This window comes from Nostoc sp. NMS2 (assembly GCF_017115105.1).
Classification (GTDB): Bacteria; Cyanobacteriota; Cyanobacteriia; order Cyanobacteriales; family Nostocaceae; genus Nostoc.
On the sequence record NZ_JABXKH010000105.1, the window covers coordinates 1 to 21,597 of the forward strand.

Consider the following 21,597-nt stretch of genomic DNA (forward strand, 5'->3'; position numbering starts at 1 on the left):
CGTCTAGAACGTCAAACCACCCTCTACTGGGCGCACGTCCAACTGCGATGGTCATTAGAGCAAATCTCCAAATGTTTATAAGTACAGGTTGTATCTGTATTATAGATGGCTATATAAAAGCCTTCCATAAGCAGAAAGTTAACCGGGTTGTTAACCAAGTTTACAATTTTTTACACACCTTTAATCATATTAGGTGTAAATCGCTAATTTTTCTAGGGGTTTTGTCATAAAAATTAATTTTTGACTCAGATGAGGTAGATAAAGCAGGGGAGCAGAGGGGAAAGAGGTAATTTGAATTCTCCCCCTTGCTCTCTGCACCCTGCCCCTCTGCCTCTTCCAATGCCCATTTCCCTAGAATCAGTCAGCTGACGCTAAAATGAGTCCACAGTTAAATTTGATTATTGCTAAATGTTTACCATCGATTTAAGCATCAGAAACACTGCTTTCCCTATCTCGGTACAACGTAAGTCAGCAGAGGATGCTGAGGCTGTCTATCAGCTAATTTTGGCAGCAATCCGTTCTGGGAACCCTGACATTGTGGAACTCAAGTGTGAGGGCAAGACAGAGAAAAAAATTGCTGTCCGCGCTAGTGAAATTTCTGGGGTGCAGATTGTTCAAAAAGATGGTACAACCCCTGGTGGTGGCAGACCACCTGGATTTTTCGCTGTAGCTGCTGAGTAACCAAGGTTGACAAATGGCTCAAGTGGGCATTGAGGTCAAGGATTTAAATTTCAGTTGGCCAAATGGAGAGAAAGTTATCAAATCTTGCTCTTTAGAAGTACCCAAGGGTGAGTTTTGGATGCTCTTGGGGACAAATGGCAGTGGAAAATCAACGTTACTTAGACTGCTGGCGGGGTTATTGGCTCCTGAATCTGGCGAAATTAGGGTTTTGCACCCCGTTGGCTTTGTCTTCCAAAATCCAGATCATCAACTGGTGATGCCAACGGTTGGTGCTGATGTGGCTTTTGGATTGGTGGAAGAAAAGTTGCCACCTGCTGCTACTAGAGCCAGAGTTGAGGAGGCGCTTGGAGCGGTGAATTTGCTTACCCTCCAACGACGACCGATTTATGCACTCTCTGGGGGACAGAAACAACGAGTGGCGATCGCAGGTGCGATCGCCCGTCGCTGTGAAGTCTTATTATTAGATGAACCCACTGCCTTATTAGATCCAGATAGCCAGCTGGATTTAGTTGCTAGTGTCCGTCGCCTTGTCAAAAGTAGAGGAATCACAGCCCTGTGGGTAACACATCGATTAGACGAGTTAAATTACTGTGACGGCGCTTTTTTGCTAGAAAAAGGCTCTCTGGTAGATAGAGGTGAAGCCCAACGCCTCAAACAACGTCTAATGGAGGTACACAGCGAAACCTATTAATTTAGGGCTGAGTGCTGTACATGGATAGCGGGGCATTTAACCCGTGCTAAGTGCTGAGTAAAATAAAAAGTAGTTAGCACTTTCATACTCGATACGTGCTGTGTTCTTGATATGTAGTTTTTTGACTCAGCACTCTTCATTTTCACCACTACTAAAAAAGAACTGCAACGCGCCTTTTAAACAAAGGCGCGTTTTCAGTTGGTACGTCTATCTTAGGTTGTAGTTTTATGAGGCTGCCGTATTTTTTATTCTGTGTAGCATAGTGTTACAGACAATGCATCAATTATTATAAAACTTATGAATGAATTTTGTTAACTCTAGAAAATTGTGATTAAAAACCATGCCCCGTTCCTTACTCCAAGCCGTTTTGTTAGTGGACGGCTACAATATAATAGGCGCTTGGCCTTGCCTTAAAAAAACACGTGATAGCGTTGGGTTAGAGGCCGCACGGGGCGAACTTGTCGAAGCAATGACTGGTTATAGTGCGTTTCAAGGTTATACAACTCAGATAGTTTTTGATGCCCAATATCAGAATTCTTCTAGCAATAAAGAAATCATTACTGAGCTTTTATCAGTTTATTACACTGATTTTGGGCAGACAGCAGATACTTATATTGAAAAATCCTGTGCTTCTTTTCGTCACCAAATAGCCCAATCTTTAATTTCTCGTGTGATTGTTGCTACATCAGATCGGGCGCAGCAGTTGATGATACAGGGGTATGGGGCTGAATGGTTGTCGGCGCAACAACTTTGTGGGGAAGTGGAAGCTACTGTCTGCCGGATGCGACAGAAATATCATACGCGCAAGCAATCTAAGAGTAGGTTTTTAGCTAATGCTATTGATGCTAAAGCACGGCAACGTCTGGCTGAATTACGAATGGGATTACAGTAGATATCTAGTATTTAAGAGTCTCTGCTTAAGTTTTTAAATGGATTTTAGCTGCAAAAATTATCTAAATCAAACATCTAAAAAAAATATTGGCGAAAGTACTTGCCAAATACTATTTTTAGCCCTAAGATTATAAATCGTGAGTGGTCCTCAGTAGCTCAGTGGTAGAGCGATCGACTGTTAATCGATTGGTCGCTGGTTCGAATCCAGCCTGGGGAGTTTTACAATTTTGGATTTTAAATTTTGGATTCTAGATTATCCTTCAGTAATCTATGGCCGCTTGATCTATCTGTGACATTTTTGAATCATAGGTCTTTTGGTGATTGTCCTCAACAAGTGCTGGGACTCTAACAGCTTTTGCGTAAACGCAACTGCAATAAGTTGGGGTCTTTGAAAGTAAGTAGTGGCGTTTTGTAAAAATATTTGAGCAAAAATCCGAAAAGTAGCAATTTCATTTTGTAGATTCAGTATGTTTGAGAGTTGACAACGTTCATTATAAAGATTTTTGATACTGAACGTCCTATGCTCAAATGCTCGGATTTTCCCTAATTAGTATCGAAGCAAAGCTCTATGTCTGTTAATTTGTTCGACGCAAATTTTTATCGCACTGCCAACCCAGACTTGGGAGCAGGAGGATTAACAACAGATACACAATTACTATCGCACTTTCAAAATTATGGTTTGAACGAAGGACGTTCCTTCTCGCCGTTTGTCAATCTCAATTTCTATCGCTCTAGTAACCCTGACCTAGCAGCAGCTGGGTTAACCAACCAGCAATTATTTAACCATCTGGAAAACTATGGCGTAGCTGAGGGACGGCGCTTCTCACCGTTTGCCGATATTAACTTTTACTTAAATGCTAACCCCGACGTAAATCAAGCATTTGGAGGTAACAGGGAACAAGCATTTAATCATCTCAGCAGCTATGGTGTGGGAGAAGGACGCAGATTTTCACAGTTTTTCGATATTAATCGGTATGCAAATAATAACCCAGACTTGGTAACGGGATATGCTAATTCCGTAGGTAGACGACCAGATCAATTGGCAGCAGATCCAGGCTTCAGACAGTTTCTACTGAATCACTTTGAGTTAGCTGGGGTGAATGAAGGACGGAATTTTTCATCTACCTTTGACGTTAATTACTATCGGAATGTCTACTCGGACTTGGCAGCAGCAGGTCTTAATAATCAACAGTTATATCAACACTTTGAACTGAATGGTCTGGGTGAGGGACGAGCATCTTCATCATCGTTTAATGTTAGTTACTACCTTGCCAATAACGCTGACTTGAGAGCAGCTGGCTTCAACAACTCCCAGTCCTACGATCACTTCGTACTCTATGGTCAGAGAGAAGGACGTCGTGGTACCCAATATGGAAGTTTCTTGACTGGTGCAGAAGTATCAGCTGGGACGATTAATCTGCAAACTGGAAGCCAAACAATTAGTGTTAGCTTATCTGCTAGCGATCGCGCTAACCCCACCCGTTTAGGGAGCTACGGTGATGACTATCGTTTGACAGGTATTGCTGTTGGTCAGCAAATCCAGTTGAAGATGAATGCTGGTTTTGATACTTACCTGCAATTGGTTAATGCGTCAACGGGGCAAGTGATTAACGAGGACGATGACTCAGGTTCCGGCACCAACTCAGAACTGAGCTTTACAGTTGAATCTGGAATTGATTACATTATTCGTTGCAGCAGTTATGATGCCCAGTCTATAGGAAATTACACCCTTACTGCTGTCCCTACCAGCACAAGTGCAGGCTCTATTGGTGCGAACCAGTCGCTTAATGGTGATTTGAGTTTTAATGACTTTGATAACCCCACTCGGTCGGGTAGTTACCGCGATGACTATAGTTTGACTGGGGTTTCTGCTGGTCAACAGGTGCAGATCAATCTGGAAGCCGATTTTGACACTTACCTGCAACTGGTGAATGCCTCAACAGGGGAACTCATTGATTACAACGATGACTCTGATGGGAACACGACTAATTCAGAACTAAGCTTTACAGTCCAATCTGGAACTAATTACATCATCCGTGTTGCTAGTTATTATGCTAATGGAACTGGCTACTACAATCTTTCGACGACGACATCGGGTGAGGCAAGTATTGGTGATAATCAGACAGTGGCTGGTTCCTTAGATAGCAGTGATACATTCAGCAGTAATTATTATTATGACTACTATCAATTAACAGGAGTGAGTGCTGGTCAGCAGATTCGGATCAATTTAAACTCTTCTGCATTTGACAGTTATCTCTATTTGGTCAATGCAGATAATGGTTCGACAATTCTTTTTAATGATAATTCAAACTCAAACACTACTAACTCTGAGTTGACTTTTACTGTCCAGTCTGGAATCAACTACGGCATTTGGGCTAGTAGTTTCTCCACTAATCTGACAGGCTCCTATACCCTGACTACCACATCTGGCTCATCAAACCAGGACTGGTTCACCCAAAACATTACTGATGCAGCATTGCAAACCATAGTCCGTAGCCGATCTGCTGACGGAACACTCGATCGCAATGATATGTTGGCGATCTTTCGTAACGCAGAAGATAATTCTGTAATTGATGGCACTGAGGTAACAGATTTAAGGGCATTAGTCGCTAATAGTACACGTTTTAGAATGCCAGACTATGTAGGTTATCTATCTACCAGGGTATCTGAAGCTGCATCCGCGAACTTATCTGCTAATCAGTTTGAGTCTGATGTCCTTGGTAATTGGTTCTTAGGAACATTTGCTGCAACAGCTCAGTTTTCAGAGCAACAAGGGGGTAGTTCTTACGGGTTCACGTATGCAGAAGCCCAAGGTAATCTATTTGGTAGCTCTGGATATGCTCAGATTGGCGATATTGATCAAGGCGGCCTTGGAGACTGTGCTTTTTTGTCAGCATTAGGCGCTACTTTTGGGCCGCAATCCAATGATTTTGGTAATCAGCGTAGTTCAGTTATTGACAGTATGATAATTGACAATGGTGATAATACATACACTATTCGCTTCTATGATAGCGGTACTCCTAACTGGGTAACTGTTAATAGTTACTTGGCAACCTACAATGATCAGTTATTTGGTGCCAGTGCTAATGGTAGTAGAAACCTGAGCGACTCCTCTAATGTACTTTGGGCGCCGCTAGTTGAGCGGGCCTATGCTCAGTGGCGCGAATGGCGAGAAGGTGCTGCTGGCTATAATCTGATTGGTAATGGCGATCATCCCTACCGTCCCCTTGGGTTCGTTACAGGACGCACGGCAACGCAATACGGTGCAGGAGGTACAGGTGATTTTAGTAGTGTCACTTTCACCCAAATAGTTAATTCCCTTCAGAATGGTCAGGCTATAGAGCTAGGCCGATACACACAATCGAACACATCCTATATTGTTGGTGGTCATGCCTATGCAGTCACAAATGCCTATGTTTCTACCAGTGGTGAGCAGCGAATTACAGTCCGTAATCCTTGGGGTATAGATGGTCTTTCACCGAACGGAGATGCAAATGATGGGTTTGTTGATTTGTCCTTCTCCGAATTTAGGAGTAGTTTTGATTCGATCGCTTTCGCTTAAAGCTGGATTGGAGGAGGCAGGAGGCAGAGGGTTGTTTTCCTGCTGCCTCCTGCCTTCTTTGATAATTTCAGGCTGATTAATTGGGATACTTAGCGTGACTTTCGTTAGCAAAAATCCCCGACTTATCAAAAAAGTCGGGGATCTATGGCTTTCAATTCTCACAAATAAAATAGGATTGCTACAGCTTTTTCAATTCAACTTAACTATGAAATATCACAGTTAGTAGAGGCAGGAACGCCAACAGAAAGCCATGCCAGGATTGCAATTTAGCTTCTGGGGTTGGTTCTGGTGGTGCTAATAGAGCTTCTACTCTTTGTTCTAAGCGATCTGTACCAGAGGAGCCTAATGCAGCACAGCAAATTTCTGATAAGACGGGGCTGCTACTAACTACTAATAAAAGTGATTCCGCTAACACCAGAGGGTCTACTTTCAATGCTGCATAACCGTCGGCACGGAGTTCGCGCAAAGCTAAAAGTTCTTCCCACAAAGGCTCTGTATTTGGCAACCATGCAGTGCAGGAACGTACCCAACCCAGCCAGAAAAACCAGAATGTATCCCTGTAATAGTGATGGCCTTGCTCATGGGCTAAGACGCTTTCTAAATGAGCCGGTGAGAGAGTTTGCACTAATCCTTGGCTAACCACTAGTTCTGGTTGCCAAAAACCAATTTGACCTGCGAACAGTGCCCCCGTTTGCAGCAATCTGGCTCGTCTATCGCCAACATTCACTAGGGGGCAGTTCCGGGCAGATTCTACAGACTGCCAACCCTGAAAGGCAAGTCTAATGCATGAAATGGCAAAAAATGCTAAATAAATTAATGCTAGTAAATAGCTGACTGAACCTGTATACATTCCACCCATTTGTCCTTGAGGCCCCATGAACAGCACAGCGATCGCTGTCATGAAAATTAGCAAGGGTGGGAAGAGGAACAAAAATAGCGATCGCTGCCATCGCAGATTCCAATTGCCTTGGAGTTGATTCCAAGGGGATCTTAAGCACCAGGCAACTGCCAAAGCAGTCAAAATCATCATCAGATGCATCATTGTTCCTCCCTGGCTTGGCGTGCTGATTGAATGCGTTTGGCGATCGCTGCTATTTGCTCACTAGCTGCTTCATCCAGGCTATCAGCAAAGGCTGCAATAACATCGGGGTTCCCCACCGCCAGAAATCGCTGTAACTGCTCGTGAGCTTTGATCACATCTGATTGCTGCTTACTTAGCATTGGCCGCCAATAGAATGCCCGTTCTTTCTTGTCGCAGGTTAACCAACCTTTATCAGTGAGGCGACGTAAAACGGTGGTGACAGAAGTATACGCTAATTCGCGGTTGGGATCGGTCAAAATGCGATCGTGTACATCCTTGACTGTGGCTGAACCAAGTTCCCAGATGATATTTAAAATTTCCGCTTCCAATGGGCCTAAAGATAGTTGTTTAGGGCGGTAGTCGGGTAAAGGTGCCATAGCGATTTCGATTTGAGATTTTGGATAAGCGAAGTGGAGGTGAAAATTTCGGTTTTTGTTTGGCAAGGTTAGTCAGTATGCGTAGTGGTGCTAACTTGGAATGCCAAATACAGCTTTAGAAAGTCTGTTCTTGTTTTACATTACAGGATAATGCAGCAAGTCTAAAAGTCCATAAGCATAAAAATCGACTTTTTGAGTATTCATGTATTGAATAGGTTACATAATGCATTCTGATGCTAGAAAAATCTTTAGGAGTAATTGTAATTATAGTTAGTGACACCAACTGGGTAGAATGTTATTTGCGGCAGTTGTATTAAAGCAGGTGTATCCAGCGCGTGAAGCTATTCGTATACCACACTCCTGAATTGACTCCAACGGGTAAAGCGCCAGAATGTGCGATCGCAGTCGATGTCTTGCGAGCCACTAGCACAATTGCGACAGTTTTGGCAGCTGGAGGCGAAGCTGTACAAGTATTCAGCGATTTAGATCAGTTAATTGAAGTTAGCGAAAAATGGCCATCTGAAAAACGGCTACGGGCTGGAGAACGCGGCGGCGCGAAAGTACCTGGCTTTGAGTTGGGTAACTCTCCCCTCGACTGCACACCAGAATTAGTGCATGGGCGGCGGTTATTTATTAGTACCACTAATGGCACTCGTGCCTTACAACGGGTACAAGACTCCCCAAATCTATTAGCAGCAGCCTTGATTAACCGGGCGGCGGTGGTGCAATTTCTCCTGGATAAACAACCAGAGACAGTGTGGATTGTCGGTTCCGGTTGGGAAGGTAGCTTTTCTTTAGAGGATACAGTTTGTGCAGGTGCGATCGCTCATAGTCTTTTACAACAAACACAGTTGTCACAAGAGGAATTAGCTGGGAATGATGAAGTAATTAGTGCGATCGCTCTTTACTCTCAATGGCAAGATAATTTATTAGGATTACTTCACCAAGCTAGTCATGGCCAACGATTGTTGCGTCTTGACTGTCTAGATGATTTAAAATATTGTTCCCAAACAGATATTTTAGATGTCTTACCCATCCAGCATGAAACGGGAGTATTGAAAAGGGGATAGGGAGTGGGGAATGGGGAATGGGGAATGGGGAGATGAGGGAGCAGGGGAGCAGGGGAGCAGGGGGACAAGGGGGACAAGGGGGACAAGGGGGAATTATTGAACAAGTCTCTCCCTTGTCTCCCCCCTCTTCCTTGTCCCCCTTATCTCTTCTTCATGCCCAATGCCCAATGCCCCATTCCCCATTCCCTATTCCCCATTCCCTATTCTTAATTCTGTGAGCATTTGCCGAAGTCTTTGTCGCCAATGAGGGGCATAAGTACCTATAATTGCAGAAATTTTCCCACAAGCAAGCACAGAATAAGCTGGGCGAATTGCTGGTGTGGGATATTCGGCAGTTGTAATGGGGACAATACGTTCAACTTTTAAAGGAAAGCCTAGCTGTTGAGCTTCTTCAAAAATGGCAACTGCAAAGTCATACCAGCTAGCAACGCCGCTATTAGTATAGTGATAAGTGCCGCTAATTTCTGGGGTTAACTGGGGAATCATCTGGGCAATGACTGCGGCTATATCTTGCGCCCAAGTCGGGCTACCAATTTGATCGGCGACAATACGAAGTTCTTGGCGTTCTGAACCTAGTCGCAGCATGGTTTTGACAAAATTACTTTTGCCAAAGGTTCCATAAACCCAAGCAGTGCGGAGGATGAGGTGATGGGCGCAAGTTTGCCGAATTGCTTCTTCTCCAGCAAGTTTGGTTTTACCATAAACACTTAAGGGATTAGTTACATCGGTTTCCTGGTAAGGGCGATACCCATTACCATTAAAAACATAATCGGTTGAAATATGAATTAGAAAAGCTCCTAATTTTTGGCTTTCTTGGGCAATAATTAGGGGTGCAATAGTATTAATAGCGCTAGCAAGTTCGGGTTCGCTTTCGGCTTTGTCTACAGCAGTGTAAGCAGCAGCATTAATGATGATTTGCGGCTGTTTTGCTCTGATAAAGTTGCGGAGGTTATCGGGTTGGGCAAGGTCTACTATTGGGCGTGTTACTGAGATAATATCGCCATAGCTTGGGAGGATTTGTTCTAGTTCCTTACCCACTTGACCGTTGCTACCAATCAGCAAAATTGATTTACTCATTTGTCATTTGTCATTTGTCCTTTGTCCTTTGTCTGTTATTCACTTAATGCCCAATGCCCAATTCCCAATGCCCAATACTTCGACTTCGCTCAGTACAAGTGCCCAATGACCAATGAGCAATTAATCAAATACTTCAGCAGTTCTCAATGATTTACCCGCTTGGTCTTTAGCTGATAAAATCGGTGTAGCACTCACCGGCCAATCTATCGCTAAATCTGGATCGTTCCATAGAATTGTGCGATCGCCTTGGGGTGCGTAATAATCTGTAGCTTTATAGAGAACTTCGGCTATTTCTGAAAGCACAATAAATCCGTGAGCAAAGCCTGGTGGTATCCACAGTAGGCGTTTATTCTCAGCACTGAGTTCATAACCTACCCATTTACCGAAGGTAGCCGAACTTTTTCTAATATCTACGGCTACGTCAAAGATAGTACCAACAATAACCCGAACAAGTTTACCTTGGGGTTGTTGAATTTGGTAGTGCAATCCCCGCAGAACATTTTGTTTAGAGCAAGAGTGGTTATCCTGGACGAAGTTGGTAACAATACCAGTCTCTTGAGCAAATTTTCGGTCGTTGTAGGCTTCAAAAAAGAATCCGCGATCGTCTGCAAATACTTTGGGTTCGAGTTGTATAACTTCGGGAAGTTTGGTATGTACAATACTCATCAATATTATTTCGAGTAACCCACTATAGTGTTAATTGTGAGAGTAATTTAATGCTTGTATTTTACAGCTTGCAGGTAAAACTTCGACCGTGGCTTTTCCTCTTTTCAACAAGTAAATCAGGTTAGTTCAATTTGACAGTCATCACCAATTAGAAATCGCAAGGCTTTGGGACGGCGAGGTGCAAGAGTCAATTGTGCCCGTTGCCCAATCACACTATCAATAATGCGCTGATGAATTCCGGCAATTTTAGCGCCTTCTAAAATCACACTGTGTTCTAAATCAGTATCAATGAGTGTCGCATTGTTAGCAATACTACTATAAGGGCCAATAAAGCAGTTTTCTAAATGACAATTACTACCAATGACTACTGGCCCCCGAATTGTGCAGTTAATTACTTTAGATTTTGTACCGATTTGGACTCGCCCAATAATCTGACTTTGGGCATCAACTTCGCCAAGAACTGATGCTGTTAGATAGGTGTCGAGAATCAATCGGTTAGCTTCTAATAGGTCATCTTTTTTACCCGTGTCAAGCCACCAACCTTGGAGATTGTGCGCTACAACCTGCTTTTTCTGATTAATTAGGTATTGAATAGCATCCGTAATTTCTAGTTCGCCTCTGCTGGAAGGTTGGATATTTGCGATCGCATCATAGATGAGGTGAGAAAAGAAATAAACCCCTACCAATGCCAGATTTGAAGGAGGAACTTTCGGTTTTTCAATTAACTGTAATACCCGTCCAGTATCATCTACCTCAGCCACACCGAAGGCGCTAGGATTGGCAACCGAACGCAAGAGAATCAGAGCATCTGGCTGTTGTTGACTAAATTGTTGCAGAAAATAACGTAACTCCCCTAGCTGAATTAGGTTATCGCCCAAGTACATGACAAAGGGAGAATCTCCTAAAAAGGGATGGGCAATTTGGACGGCGTGAGCAAGTCCGAGTGGCTGCTTTTGTACGATATAGGTGATGTTTGCTCCAAAGTATTCTCCATTTCCGGTTTTCCCTTGGACTTCTGCTCCAGTTTCCGGGCTGATGATGATGCCAATATCAGTAATCCCAGCCGCGACCATTTCTTCAATGCCATACCATAAAACAGGTTTATTAGCAACTGGTACGAGTTGTTTGGCTCCGCTATAAGTGAGGGGACGTAGGCGTGTACCTTTACCACCAGAGAGAATTAGTGCTTTCATCAGGATTTTTTATTGGGCATGGGGCATTGGGCACTTGTACTGAGCGACTTGTGCCGAGCGAAGTCGAGGTAAGTCGAAGTATTGGGCATTGGGTATTAGGGACTGGGTATTGGGTATTAGCCTAAGGGACTTCCAAATAAAAAAATATCCCATCGCTTTAAGGGCAGGGGGCAGGGAGCAGGGGGCAGGGGGAGGGAAAATCGCAGTGAAGTACAGAAATTAGATAATTTATTTTTTGGAGTTCCCTAAGAGTTGTTTTCCAGTCCGCAGTCCCTAGTCCCTCATCTCTCTGGTTTACTCAACGGTAATATTCTACACGTAGCGGGATAAGACTTCGGCGGTCGCTTGTCCAGTTTTTTCCCAACTGAATTGTTGGGAGTGAATGATGCCTTGGCTAGAAAGGTGCGATCGCAATGCTGAATCAGTTGCAACAGCCTGCATTGCCTCTGTAATTTCTTCGGTGTCGTAGGGATCGATCAAAATCGCCGCATCTCCAGCGACTTCTGGTAAGGAGGAGAGATTGGAGGTAATAACGGGAGTACCACAAGCCATTGCTTCCAGAACGGGTAAACCAAAGCCTTCCCAGAGACTGGGGAAGACTAGAGCGATCGCTTCATTGATGATTTTTGGCAATTCGCTGTCAGGAACATAATCTAGGAATTTCACTTGATTAGTTATGCCGAGTTGTGCAACTTGCGCTTTTAAACTTGGGGTGTAACGGCGATCGCTTGGCCCTGCTAACCACAGTTCGTAATCTTTGCAGTTAGGTAACGCAGCAAAAGCAGTAATTAAACGTTCAGGATTTTTGTGAGGATTATGCCGTCCTAAATAAAGGAAATAATTTCGGGTTGGCAAGTCTAAAAAACGAAAATTTTCGCTGTCATATCCTAGTGCGATCGCAGTTATTTTGTCTTCCGTAACTCCCAAAAACTTGCTTAAATCTTCAGCCGTTGCCGTGGAATTACAAATAACGTGTTTTGATTGTTGTATTACAGCCCGAACATAATAACTACAATAAAGTTGCTGCGTTATAGAAAACCATTGTGGAAATCTTAAAGGAATTAAATCATGAACAGTAATTACATAAGAACAGGAAGAAAATAAAGGAGCCTCTGGGATAGGAGAAAATAGTAATGTAGACTTTATTTTATGATATCTACTTGGCAGTTTAAATTGTGTCCATAGCAGGCGTTTTAAATGTCCATTTATGCCAAAATCTGTAGTTATATCTGATGGAGAATCATAACATTTAATACCAGAAATTTCTCTTGGACTTAATACATCAATATCTAAATATTTTAGCTCTTTTAATAAATTCAAACTATAACTTAACCAACCGGTGGGTTGAGTTGGAGCAAAAGATAAATTTGCTAGAATAGACATAATAAAATTACTGTATTATTAATTAGATACAGATACTTGAACCGCAGCTTTTTTAACCGTAAATAACAAAATAATGATTTTTAAACTGTTAGGATTAGCTGTGGTGAGAAATTCGCCAAAGAATTTATAAAAAAGATATAGATATAAAAGCAATTGCTCCCACAAAGGACGATGTTTTTGATAATAATAAATCTGGCTGCGTCTATATTCTATAGCCATTGTATTTGCAGCCTTTTGAATTGAATATCCTTTCAAATGAATCAAAGATACATGAGGCGTATAAATAATTTTATATCCTTGATACTGCGCTCTTTGACATAAATCTGATTCTTCAAAATACATGAAAAAGGTTTCGTCAAATCCGCCTAATTTATGAAATAAACTTGAACGAATAAAAAAAGCAGCCCCAACAACAATATCCACTTCTTGAATTTCTTGAAATTTCTGCTCAATCAAATTTTGCTGAGAGATATTTAGATAATCTCGATGCATCTGACGAGCTTGATATTCTCCTTTAATTCCTAAAGCTGGTGAAACAGAAATTTGTAAACTACCATCTGGATTGAGCAATTTTGGCCCGATAATTCCGACTTTTGGGTCTGCTTGCATCAATTCAATTAAATGGAATATAATATTACTAGTAAGTACAGTATCAGTATTTAACAAAAATAAGAATTCTCCACTAGCAACTTTTGCACCTGCATTATTTCCCGCTCCAAATCCGCAATTTTTAGCTTGTTTAAGTAAACTAACTTCTGGAAATTTTTCTGCAACCAATTCAACACTACCATCCGTAGATGCATTATCTACAACGATAATTTCATGGTTAGGTATATCAATAAATTTTTCTATAGAGTTTAAGCAATCTGGTAAAATTTCTGCTCCATTATAGTTAACTAAAATAAAGGATACTGAGATAGGTTGTTTCTGGTTCATTTGTTTTGGATATTGCTCTTAGTTGCTGGAAATATAGGCAACACCTTGAAGATATAATTTTGAACTCGTTGAATATCGAATAAAATTTTAAAAATCAAAATTCTTAGTGCTATGCCTTCAGAACGATATCCCGCTTTTAAACTTTGGTAACAAAGCTTAAGAATAGCCCAACCAAAATCTAACCGCTCATCCTCAAAGGGATTATACCAGCTTGAGTTTAACTCGTGGTAGAATCTAGCCTGAAATGCTTTACTCAAGTTACAATGAATTAAATAACTTTTACCTCTAATTCGATATTTTTTCGTTAACCACAGCAGAAGTTCAGTGTAAAAATCTCCAGCATTTTGCATTGCTCCTACTGTATTAGAACTATGGAGTCTATACCGGACTAATGATTGCCGAATATAACCAATTTTACCTTTTTGAATTGCAACCAATGCTACCCACCAATCATGATGCCAACCAATTTCATTTTGTTGGGGAAACGGTAAAATATATGTGAGTAGAGAAGTACAAAATAACAACGAGCATCCCGTTACCACATTGCGAAGCAGTAATAATTCCACCGTAGCTTTTTCAGGATTACGTCCTTCAAAATTGCAGGTAGAAGAATTTATAGTTTCGTCCTGACTGTTAATAAGTTCCAGATCAGAATGAACTAAAAGTAATTGTTCTGAGCGCAGTTTTGCGATCAATATTTCTAATTTTTCTGGTTGCCAAATATCATCTTGATCTGAAAATGCGATCGCTGTAATTGTAGAGTCCGCAGCACAGTATTTCAAACCACGTTCAAAATTGTAATAATGCTTAACGTTCTCACTATGAAAATGACCGATAAATCGTAAATCATTGTCAACAATTTTTTTAATTTCAGCTTGATATTGAGGTTGTGAGCAGTCATCGACAATATGACAAATCCAGTTTTTCCAAGTCTGGTTTTGAATAGATTGAATTTGTTTTTGAAAATATTCAAGTTGAGGATTATACGTCGCTAAAACAACACCAATTTTTTCTTTACCATGCATTTGAGTTAAATTTATAAGGTTTAGGTTGAAGATAAATTTAAAAAGATAAAGATTATTATAGACTTTTTAACCATTGCCAAGTTTCTTTAATACCAGTTTCTAGTTGAACAGTAGGCCGCCATTGAAGAACAGCCTTTGCTTTGGTAATATCAAGAACATTTGTAGGAATGTCAACTTTTCTTCCCTGTATATACTCGACTTTAAAGTCGTCTTGAATCACCTGACGAATTTTTTCAAGTAACTCATTGAGAGAAATTCCTTGGCCGCTGCCAATATTAAATAATCTTTCAGTTAAATTAGGATTTTGGACATCATAGAGAGCTTGAACAACATCTAAGATATATAAATAATCCCTAACTACTTCTCCATTTCCCCAAATTTGAATTGGGAGATGCTGAAGTATACGATTAAGAAATACAGTTACTGCACCAAGCTTACCTGTAGGATTTTGTCCAGGGCCATAAGGGTTAGCAATACGGAGAATACTATAGTCAAGACCATATAAATAGTTATACAAATAAAGATATTTTTCAATAGTTAATTTAGTAATACCATAAGAGCAAATTGGTTCAGTAGGATGTGTTTCTAAAATAGGAAGCTGTTGAGGCAATCCATATACTGTGCCACCAGAGGAAGGAAAGATAATTTTTTGTACGGAAGCATTAACACAATTTTCTAAAAATTTTAGTGTATTAATTATATTTAAATTCACATCTCCAATGGGATTATCATTTGATGTACTTGGAATAGTGTAACTAACCAATTGGTAAACAATATCAACATTTTTTAAAGCTATTTTTAACAAATCTTGATCGCCAAAATCACCATAAATATACTCCACTTCATCCAAAGGTTTTAGATAAGGGTTAAGTGAATGATTATAAACTCGTACTGACTGGTTTTTTGCAACTAATAAGTTAGTAAGATGTGAACCAATAAAACCATGTCCTCCAATAATTAGAGTCCGCATAAATTAATCTAAAAATTTACTATGTGGTTCAATAAAACTTAATTTTTTTGGCTGCGTATAAACACATTTTTAACAGCAACAAACCTTCTTGAAAGTGTTTAATATTAGATTGCCCATAGGTTCTAGGGTAATAACGGACAGGAATATCAGAAATATGCAGATTCAGTTTGGATGCTCCAAACAATAAGTCAAAGTCTCCAAAAGGATCGAAATCACCAAAATATTTGCGATTGTCAGCAATTTTTTGATAATTAATTTTGGATATAGCTTTCGTTCCACATAAGGAATCCTTAATCCGGTTATCAATCAGATAAGAAAGTAAAAATGCAAAAAAACGATTTGCTGAAAGATTTAATAAGGGCATAGCCTCCTTGGAACAAGGATAGATCAAACGACACCCATTAGCAAATTCACATCGATTTGAGGCTAAGGCATCAAAAAAATGTGGTAGGTCTTCTGGGCGTACAGTCAGATCAGAATCTAGAATGATTAAGATATCCCCAGTAGCGATCGCAAATCCTTCTCTAACAGCATTCCCTTTTCCTCTTTTTGTTTGTTGAAGGATTTTAATATCAATTTTTTCGCCATATTTAGCTTGTACTTTTTGAATTTCTTCCCAAGTATTATCCTGAGAGTGACCTTCAATAAAGATAATTTCGGTATGCTCACCCATTTTAGGAAGACGAGTAACACAGCTTTCTATATTTCCCGCTTCATTACGTGCTGGAATGATGACAGAACAAGTTTTGAGTCGGTTTTGATATTTAATTCTGGACTCATAAGGACTTAATCGAGCCACAATAAAGTTTACTAAACCCAGTTGGTTAAATCCTGGCAAAGGACTAATAAAACGGTTCAAGAATGGCGCTATTATCGGAACTTTTTTAGGTAAAAGTACCTTGGAACCATGCTGAATTACCTCAAAACCGGATAATTCTAAGAGGTTACTTGTATCCTCATAACTTAACCAGTTAAGAGGAACAGTTGGCATTTTTTGTTTTAGAAAAACGGCAAGTTGGAGAATAGGATTCCAGACAGGGTTATGAAAGCTAATAATTAAGCGTGTTGAATCCGTACAAACTGAGCGAATTCGCTCAAAAGCTTTTTGAATATCCTCAAAATAGCAAATAGTATCTGACAAAATTACATAGTCAAAAGTTTCCTCTATTTCTATTTCCTCTATATCAGCCGTTTTGAAGTATAGATGAGGAAACATCTCTTGTGCAGACTGACACACTTCCGGGACAATCTCAATACCTACCCCATAACTTGGTCGAACCGCATTTAACAATGAACCCGTACCTGCACCAATCTCTAAAACTCGTTGTCCTTCCGGTACTAAAAAGCGATACAGAGACTCAATACTATCATAGTAGTAACGATTTTTTCTGTGCCAATATTCAAGATCGTAATTATTTGTTTGAAGGGATGCTTTAATTAAAGTCTTGTGATAAGTTGAAGATGAAAAATTCATTGATAGTCAATTGTTAATTTTTTGATTGATTCGGATTAGTTTTGAGCATATATTTGGAGATAATCTCCAAGACCTTGCGAAAGTCAACTAAGTGTTGGTTAGCGATCGCCACTTGATTAGGTAAAATCTCAACCCCAACGATAGTAGCACCAGAGGTAGCCAAATGTTTTATAAACTCAGCATTGTTAGCATCAGGCTCAATCACAACTTTACCAGAGCTTAGACTACCATACCGGATAAATAACTTGGCTCGTTCATCTAGGTGAAGTCGTCTCGCTTTTGTAATTAATCCTCACCAAACACTGCCTGAACCTGTCGTTAAAGCATTACAATGTCCTTTTTCGCGATCGCTCCGACTATTCACGCTCATAATTTAGTCTTTCCTAACCATTGTGAAAACCATATAAGCCCACCGATGAGAGGGGGTTATTTTGCTAAACAAACTAACCATCTGTGTGAGCAAACTACAAACTATCTGACTCTCAGCCAGCTTTGGTAAGCCGAAATTATAATGTAGTATAAACCGAAAGAAGTTCCAAGGTTCTACAAATTTAGGTGCAAGCCCAAAAGTTTCTAAATTGTCTATTTGTTTAATTAACCTAATAATATACTTTGGAGTAGACTTTACCAGATATTTTTCAGCTTTAACTAACTTGCCAAAAACCCAAACGACAAAATTTAGACCGTTTGATTCAATAACAACAACCTGTCCCCCTACTCTGGTGAGCCTAGTCATCTCCTGAATCAGTTTAACTTGCTCAGATGGATTAATATGATGAATTACATCTCGACAAAAAACCAAATCAAAAGATTCATCAGGAAGCTGAACATTAGTCGCATCACCTACCATAAAATTAGCATCTAAAAATTTCTGTTGAGCTAATTCAATTTCCTCATAGTTAATATCAATACCAGTAAAAGAAAAAGTTTTACCAATAGCTTTCAAGTTAAATAAATTGCTACCAGTGCCGCATCCTAATTCTAAAACTTGAGAACCTGAGACAATGGGCAAATAGTTCAACAGTTCTCGTTCTGACTTAGAAATAAATGGGTTTTCAGTTTGCCATTTAAACCGTTGCTGACAAGACTGAGCAAAATAATCATCTTGATTTCTTGTAAAAAACTTAGACATAGTTAATTTGTTGTATATTTTTAGTCTAGCTATTGGCTTTGATTCATATCTAGGTTAAGGAGTAAACGATGCTTGTTCCAATCACTGGGGCCACGATCAGTAACCAAGAATGTGGACGATGGTGAATAAATACCAAAACCAATAGCTTTTGCACCATTAAGTTTATTAGCTTGAATTTTTACTATGTCATGCCATAGTGTGCCTTTGTTGACTATCCGCTTGCCAGTATCTTGCTCATAATCTGCCTGAGCTATGATATTTTTTGATGCGTCAAGAATATGAACAAAATTCAAATATTTTAGAGGTTGATCCTTAAGGCTTTGCCAAACAAGTTCAACTGTTAAGCCATCCTCTGTGTCGTTAGTGAAAGCCCCCAAGAGAGTAAACTGGTTTCCAAAACGAATACCTTGAAATGCAGGATAGCTCTTAGCTACTAGCGCCTTTTCTGTTTCGGCATCTATCCATTTGACCGGGTTGGCTTCAAGAAAAACCTTTCTCAATTTATATTTGCCTCTTAATAGATTCAGAGCGGTTTCAAATTTTACTTTGTCAATAATTTTTAACAACCTCAAAGATGTCTCAGATTCAACTGATAAACCAGCATCATCATAATTGATAGTGCTTAACCAAGCATGAAAAAGATTAGTTTCAGCAGCAAAGTTCGGCACTTCTATATTTTTAAGAATGTTAATTGCTTGAAGTTTATTTTTAATTGGTTGAAACAGCAGCAAATAATCGCTCGAAAGCATCTGATAGAATCTAAAAGTAGATTCCGTAGTCCAACTGATTGCAGATTTAACAGCAAAAGAGGTTAGATTTGGGTGCAAGATTTTTTCATATTGTCCAACACCTGCAAACATACCAGCAATATTATCCATAACTATAGAGTAAAGAATCAAATCACGTTTGATTTTTCTAGAATCATCTATCAATAATTTAGCTTGCTGTATCTCATGGGTTAAAGAACCGGATGTGAGGTTTACACCCAAAATGCGCTGTAAATAAATTGATGGACTAGAAATAAGCAAAAGAAGCGATAACAACAACATTGGAAAAACCAATGAAGCCATCATTATCTTTAAATACCTATCAGGAACTTTACTATATAAACTTCTTATCCTTGGAAATAATAAGACAATACAAATTAGAGCAAATGGGAAAAAATAGCGAATCTGTGACTGATCAGTTGCTACTAACCAAAACCATAAACCAATTAACAAAACACCTAATGTACCGATTAAATCTACTGGCAATGATTTGATAGAGTTTATATTAGCCTGTTTGCTTATATAAACAAAACTAAATACCCCTGTAAAAAAAATGAATGTCAGCCAATGCCAACCAAAAGAAATATGTATTTGTGTAATTAAAAATTGCAAAGAATCTTTACTAATGCCCATACTGAAGTCTTGCTTTAGTACTTTCATGGCATCTTTGCCATATACCATGTTTTCAATAGAGAAATAATTAGATTTAAAAGCCAACAATAACCCAATTCCATAGATAGATATAAATGTAATGGAACTTAGAATTAAATACTTACGAATAAAAAGATTTTGTTGCCATTTATATCGCACAATTCCATGTGTTGACCAAATCAATAAAATTGCAGCCATAACCAAACCACCTGATGGCTTGATAAATAAACAGAATGTACTGGTAATAATTCCGGTAAATGTTAAACGGATAGAGGCTTCCTGAACACCCCGTATAACTAAGGCTGTTGCTAGGGCTGCTACAGAGGCAATAAAGTTATCTACGAGTCCCCAGTATGTAGGCGAAGCTAGTCTGCTGTCTATACTGGGTTCAAAATGATAAAATAAGGGTAGAGTAGCAAATGCCAGACATAAAGTAACTAATATCCATTGATCTTTTAAAGTTGCACAATATGGTCTGGCAATTATCCATAGTGCTGCTACAAATAAAATAATAGGTAAAAAAATGGATCTGAATAAAAATCCATGAGGATTATCTGAAAATCCAAGCGGATAGGACATCAAAATAGTTCCAGGAGGTCTTACTGTCGGCTGAATATTTAGGGGAGAAACCCAAGCTTGAGGTTCCAACCAACGAAATTGGTGAATAGTATTCCAGAAATTTTTAGCCTTGGTTATATAATCTAGTGCGTCAAAAAAAGGAATCTGCTGACTTAAAGAAACATGGAGAAATAGTATAGTTCCTAATGTTGTTAAAGCTAGAATTAAGATTGCTAAAGGTAAATATTCTTTTTTCATTTTTAAATACATGGTGGAGAAGTATAAAGAGATATTAGCAATCACTATTTTTTAGCATTATTCCCATTTAAAGAAATGCCATTTATTTTAGTTACACCGCTCTATATTAACTAGTAATTTATATTTAATAACAGTTTGAGTATCTATTTTAGAGGCTTGAGAACTACAATATCTTGCCATGAGTGGATTGCACCTTTACAATAATCAACTATTTTAAACCAACGGCTCCAATGATTCCGAATATATAATTCTGGAATGAAAGTGATCCCATATTCAAAAAAAGAAGTAGTTAAATGACCTTGCTGTAAAATAAAAGCATATTGATTTTGAGCAAAAGCACTACGTGCCTTTTGGAAGAGTTTTTCTTCAACAGAAATCATATCGCGGATTGTTGTTTCATTGATAGAACGTTCCAACGCATGCTCCCCATGAATAGACAGCAATAAATATCCATTAGGAATACAAATGCGTTGAAGCTCACTCAAAAATTCATCTTGGCTATTTTCATTCAAGTGAGTAAATACAGAATTGGCAATTATTCCATCAAATTGATTATCATAAAATGGTAGGGGAGGATGAGCAGATGTTACTACTGATGTCATGTAAGTAAGATTGTCGTTAATCCACTTTATATGACGTGAATCGATATCACATCCAGTCACTTTATGAGGATGTCCTTTGAACATTCTCGCCAATCTACCACAACCACAGCCAAAATCTAGAAGATTTTGATACTCAGTCAGTGGGATAGGTGAAGCTTGTGAATATGCTTGAAATAAATCAACACCGTGGGATGCAAAATCTTTTTTATTCTGTAAACCAGAAACGTTATACATCAGTTCTTGAGGGGGAAAAGGAGCAACGTAAGATGTTAAATCTGGCTTTTCAAAAACACCTACACGATTTAACCCAGCCCACTCCTCAGCAGAAATACAACAGCCTAAGCTATAATCAGTCTCATTCATAATTTATGATCGTGAATTTTGCAAATATTGTGTATATAATTTAATATACTAAACGATTGTGTTTGGTAAAAAAATCAACTAAAACCACACAGATTGTTTCCTAGTTTGGTTGATAAAAATTATGAGCAACATTAAATTTAACTGAACTTAAAGTTTGTTTTTATGTAAAGTAATCGGTGCATTCCCCTC

General features: G+C 39.4%; 19 protein-coding genes and 1 tRNA gene. 6 read left to right on the forward strand and 14 right to left on the reverse strand.

The window, feature by feature from the left end:
- Positions 1–408 precede the first annotated feature (408 nt).
- From HWQ36_RS19000 to HWQ36_RS19020, 5 genes are all read left to right on the forward strand, one after another.
- Positions 409–681, forward strand: coding sequence for a hypothetical protein (locus tag HWQ36_RS19000; RefSeq protein ID WP_012410874.1), 273 nt, complete (start codon positions 409–411; stop codon positions 679–681).
- A 13-nt stretch (positions 682–694) separates the two neighbouring features.
- A complete protein-coding gene (locus HWQ36_RS19005) occupies positions 695–1,372 on the forward strand; it encodes an ABC transporter ATP-binding protein (RefSeq protein ID WP_292705234.1) in 678 nt (225 codons plus the stop codon).
- 340 nt (positions 1,373–1,712) lie between these two features.
- On the forward strand, positions 1,713–2,264 hold the full coding sequence (locus HWQ36_RS19010) for an NYN domain-containing protein (protein ID WP_114082779.1): 552 nt from the start codon (positions 1,713–1,715) through the stop codon (positions 2,262–2,264).
- A gap of 144 nt (positions 2,265–2,408) precedes the next feature.
- A tRNA-Asn gene (locus tag HWQ36_RS19015) sits at positions 2,409–2,480 on the forward strand.
- Between the two features lie 351 nt (positions 2,481–2,831).
- Entirely contained in the window at positions 2,832–5,825 is a 2,994-nt protein-coding gene (locus HWQ36_RS19020) for a C2 family cysteine protease (protein ID WP_292705235.1), read from the forward strand.
- Positions 5,826–6,024: 199 nt separating this feature from the next.
- Here HWQ36_RS19020 and HWQ36_RS19025 read toward each other — a convergent pair whose 3' ends face one another.
- On the reverse strand, positions 6,025–6,864 hold the full coding sequence (locus tag HWQ36_RS19025; RefSeq protein WP_292705315.1) for a M56 family metallopeptidase: 840 nt from the start codon (positions 6,862–6,864) through the stop codon (positions 6,025–6,027).
- Positions 6,864–7,283 carry a BlaI/MecI/CopY family transcriptional regulator gene (locus HWQ36_RS19030; protein WP_292705236.1) on the reverse strand — a complete coding sequence of 140 codons (420 nt, stop codon included), beginning with the start codon at positions 7,281–7,283 and terminating at the stop codon, positions 6,864–6,866. The genes HWQ36_RS19025 and HWQ36_RS19030 overlap by 1 nt, the downstream gene beginning before the upstream one ends.
- A 335-nt stretch (positions 7,284–7,618) precedes the next feature.
- On the opposite strand from HWQ36_RS19030, the gene HWQ36_RS19035 reads away from it, so the two are divergent.
- Positions 7,619–8,353 carry a 2-phosphosulfolactate phosphatase family protein gene (locus tag HWQ36_RS19035; protein WP_292705237.1) on the forward strand — a complete coding sequence of 245 codons (735 nt, stop codon included), beginning with the start codon at positions 7,619–7,621 and terminating at the stop codon, positions 8,351–8,353.
- A 186-nt stretch (positions 8,354–8,539) separates the two neighbouring features.
- Here the strand turns inward: HWQ36_RS19035 and rfbD are convergent, their stop codons facing one another.
- The 12 genes from rfbD to HWQ36_RS19095 form a co-directional block, all read right to left on the reverse strand.
- Positions 8,540–9,430, reverse strand: a complete 891-nt coding sequence (rfbD, locus tag HWQ36_RS19040; RefSeq protein WP_292705238.1) for a dTDP-4-dehydrorhamnose reductase — start codon at positions 9,428–9,430, stop codon at positions 8,540–8,542.
- Positions 9,431–9,550: 120 nt separating this feature from the next.
- Positions 9,551–10,096, reverse strand: a complete 546-nt coding sequence (gene rfbC / locus HWQ36_RS19045; RefSeq protein ID WP_292705239.1) for a dTDP-4-dehydrorhamnose 3,5-epimerase — start codon at positions 10,094–10,096, stop codon at positions 9,551–9,553.
- A gap of 116 nt (positions 10,097–10,212) precedes the next feature.
- A complete protein-coding gene (locus HWQ36_RS19050; RefSeq protein ID WP_292705240.1) occupies positions 10,213–11,289 on the reverse strand; it encodes a glucose-1-phosphate thymidylyltransferase in 1,077 nt (358 codons plus the stop codon).
- Between the two features lie 312 nt (positions 11,290–11,601).
- On the reverse strand, positions 11,602–12,672 hold the full coding sequence (locus HWQ36_RS19055) for a glycosyltransferase family 1 protein (RefSeq protein WP_292705241.1): 1,071 nt from the start codon (positions 12,670–12,672) through the stop codon (positions 11,602–11,604).
- An 18-nt stretch (positions 12,673–12,690) separates the two neighbouring features.
- Positions 12,691–13,608: a glycosyltransferase family 2 protein gene (locus tag HWQ36_RS19060; protein ID WP_292705242.1), complete on the reverse strand. Its 918-nt coding sequence runs from the start codon at positions 13,606–13,608 to the stop codon at positions 12,691–12,693.
- Entirely contained in the window at positions 13,605–14,633 is a 1,029-nt protein-coding gene (locus HWQ36_RS19065) for a glycosyltransferase (RefSeq protein ID WP_292705243.1), read from the reverse strand. The genes HWQ36_RS19060 and HWQ36_RS19065 overlap by 4 nt, the downstream gene beginning before the upstream one ends.
- Positions 14,634–14,688: 55 nt before the next feature.
- Positions 14,689–15,603, reverse strand: a complete 915-nt coding sequence (locus tag HWQ36_RS19070) for an NAD-dependent epimerase/dehydratase family protein (protein ID WP_292705244.1) — start codon at positions 15,601–15,603, stop codon at positions 14,689–14,691.
- Between the two features lie 28 nt (positions 15,604–15,631).
- Positions 15,632–17,077: a glycosyltransferase gene (locus tag HWQ36_RS19075; RefSeq protein WP_292705245.1), complete on the reverse strand. Its 1,446-nt coding sequence runs from the start codon at positions 17,075–17,077 to the stop codon at positions 15,632–15,634.
- A gap of 13 nt (positions 17,078–17,090) precedes the next feature.
- A complete protein-coding gene (locus tag HWQ36_RS19080) occupies positions 17,091–17,282 on the reverse strand; it encodes a hypothetical protein (RefSeq protein ID WP_292705246.1) in 192 nt (63 codons plus the stop codon).
- A gap of 168 nt (positions 17,283–17,450) precedes the next feature.
- Positions 17,451–18,209, reverse strand: coding sequence for a class I SAM-dependent methyltransferase (locus tag HWQ36_RS19085; RefSeq protein ID WP_292705247.1), 759 nt, complete (start codon positions 18,207–18,209; stop codon positions 17,451–17,453).
- A gap of 29 nt (positions 18,210–18,238) precedes the next feature.
- The gene (locus tag HWQ36_RS19090) at positions 18,239–20,488 is read right to left on the reverse strand and encodes a hypothetical protein (protein ID WP_292705248.1); all 2,250 of its coding nucleotides are present in this window, start codon (positions 20,486–20,488) and stop codon (positions 18,239–18,241) included.
- A gap of 98 nt (positions 20,489–20,586) precedes the next feature.
- Complete coding sequence (locus HWQ36_RS19095) at positions 20,587–21,408, reverse strand: class I SAM-dependent methyltransferase (protein WP_292705249.1); 822 nt, start codon at positions 21,406–21,408, stop codon at positions 20,587–20,589.
- Positions 21,409–21,597 lie beyond the last annotated feature (189 nt).